Below are 2,306 nucleotides of genomic sequence, written 5' to 3' on the forward strand. Positions count from 1 at the left end.
GGCACGGACCCCTCCCGCATCGATGCCGCCCTCGCGGACGTCGAGCACGCCGTGGGCGAGCGCGTCACCGCGGGCCGCTGACCGTGCGCCGTGGGGTCAGGGCCGGGATCGACGTGGGCAGTGTCCGCGTCGGTCTGGCGACCTGCGACCCCGACGGCATGCTGGCATCGCCGGTGGCCACCCTGCCGCGGGACATGGAGGGACGGACCGACCAGCGCGAGATCGAGCGCTACGTCCGTGCGCACGAGGTGGTCGAGGTCGTGGTGGGACTGCCCCTGTCGCTGTCCGGCGCCGAGGGTCCGGCCGCCGCCGGGGCGCGCGACTACGCGCTCGCGCTGCACCACCTGCTTCGCGACACACCGATCCGGTTGGTGGACGAACGGCTCACGACCGTCGATGCTCATCGTCAGATGAGAGGAAGTGGTGTGGCCGGACGTCGCCAGCGCGCCCGCGTCGACCAGGCCGCGGCGGTCCTGATCCTGCAGGCCGCGCTTGACTCCGAGCGCGCCACGGGTCAACCTGCAGGGGTGCTCGTGGGGGGCCGCAAACCTCGAGCCAGACGTGCTCGGGCAGACAACGAAGGTCAGCGCTGATGACAGACCCGCGACTCGAGGACTCCATCTTCGGTGGCGAGAGCCAGCCCGGTGAGGGGCCAGCCGACGGCACCGACGACCCGGGTCACGCGGTGGCTGACGATCGCGACGACGGCTTCCGTCCCGACGCCGAGGCGGCGCCGGTGGAGGACGACCCCGAATCGGTGACCGGTGGAGCGCCGCGCCGCCGTCGGCGCTGGATCGCGATCCTGGTGGCCCTCGCCCTCGTGGTCGCCGGCGGTGTGGTGGCGGTGCAGGCCATCCGTCCGATCGTCGACTCGATCACCCACCGCGCGCCGGATGACTACGCCGGTGAGGGCACCGGGCAGGTCTCCATCGTGATCAAGCCCGGTGAGAGCGGCAGCCAGATCGCCAACACGCTGCAGCGCGCCGGCGTGATCAAGAGCGTCGACTCCTTCAACGACGAGGCCGCGGCGGAGCCGGAGTTCGCCTCCATCGCGCCGGGCACCTACCAACTCAAGAAGCACATGAGCGCCAAGTCGGCCCTGACCCTGCTGCTCGACCCGTCCAGCAGGGCGGTGACGAAGGTGACGCTGCCCGAAGGGATGTGGAAGAGCGAGATCTTCGCCAAGCTGTCGAAGCAGACGGGGGTGCCGCTCTCGGACTACAAGAAGGTCACTCCCGTGAGCGCCGGGCTACCCAAGCAGGCGAAGGGCAACTTCGAGGGCTACCTCTTCCCCGCGACCTACTCCTTCTCGCCGGGCACCCCGGCCACCCAGCAGGTCCGGACGATGGTCACCAAGGCGGTCAGCGAGCTGAAGGAGCTCGACATCCAGCCGGCCGACTACCAGCGAACGCTGACCATCGCGAGCATCGTGGAGGGGGAGGCGAAGGCCAAGACCGACCGCCCGAAGGTGGCCAGGGTGATCCTCAACCGGGTGCAGGCGGGCATGAAGCTGCAGATGGACTCCACGGTGCACTACATCGCCCAGCGTCGAGGCGCTGCGGGGACCTCCGACAAGGAGCGCAACAGCAAGAGCCGCTACAACACCTATCGCTACAAGGGGCTGCCGCCCGGGCCGATCAACAACCCGGGTGCCGCGTCCATCGAGGCGGCCGCGCACCCGGCCAAGGGCAAGTGGCTCTACTTCGTGGCCGTGAACCCGGTGACGGGGGAGACGCGGTTCGCCGAGACCTACGCCGAGCAGCAACACAACGAGGAGCTGTTCCACCAGTGGTGTCGGGCGCACAAGAGTCAGTGCTGAGCGGAGACGACAGCGCGAGGACACGAGCGCAGCGAGGCAGCCGGCACGAGCGCCGAGGAACGCGACCAGCTGCGTGGAACCGGGCGGCGGTTCTCGGTTCGCCGATCGCGCACTCCCTCTCGCCGGCGCTGCACGCGGCCGCCTACCGCTCGCTCGGGCTGGACGGCTGGTCCTACGGCGCCCACGACGTGGCCGCTGCAGCCCTGCCGAGCTTCGTCGAGGCGTTGGACGGCTCCTGGGTCGGCCTCTCACTCACCATGCCGCTCAAGGAGGTGGCCCTGGACGTCGCCGACGAGGTGTCGGAGCTGGTGCGCGACCTGGGTGTGGCGAACACCCTCGTGCGCCGTCCGGAACGGGGGTGGCGCGCCGACAACACCGACGTGTATGGCGTGACCCGCGCCCTGCAGGACGCCGGCTGGTCGAGCGCGGCGGCGCCGAACGTGCCGGCGGTGGTCATCGGGTCGGGCGCCACCGCGCGATCGGTGCT

At 70.6% G+C, this 2,306-nt stretch carries 2 protein-coding genes and 1 pseudogene; all 3 read left to right on the forward strand.

What is annotated here, in order from left to right:
- Positions 1–113: 113 nt before the first annotated feature.
- On the forward strand, positions 114–593 hold the full coding sequence (gene ruvX / locus FRW57_RS20525) for a Holliday junction resolvase RuvX (RefSeq protein WP_238999516.1): 480 nt from the start codon (positions 114–116) through the stop codon (positions 591–593).
- A complete protein-coding gene (gene mltG, locus FRW57_RS20530; RefSeq protein WP_137121966.1) occupies positions 593–1,819 on the forward strand; it encodes an endolytic transglycosylase MltG in 1,227 nt (408 codons plus the stop codon). The genes ruvX and mltG overlap by 1 nt, the downstream gene beginning before the upstream one ends.
- A pseudogene (locus FRW57_RS20535) lies at positions 1,813–2,306 on the forward strand (hypothetical protein); the annotation flags it as partial. The gene mltG and the pseudogene FRW57_RS20535, both read left to right, overlap by 7 nt.

The organism is Segeticoccus rhizosphaerae, from assembly GCF_009192725.1.
Taxonomy (GTDB): Bacteria; Actinomycetota; Actinomycetes; order Actinomycetales; family Dermatophilaceae; genus Segeticoccus; species Segeticoccus rhizosphaerae.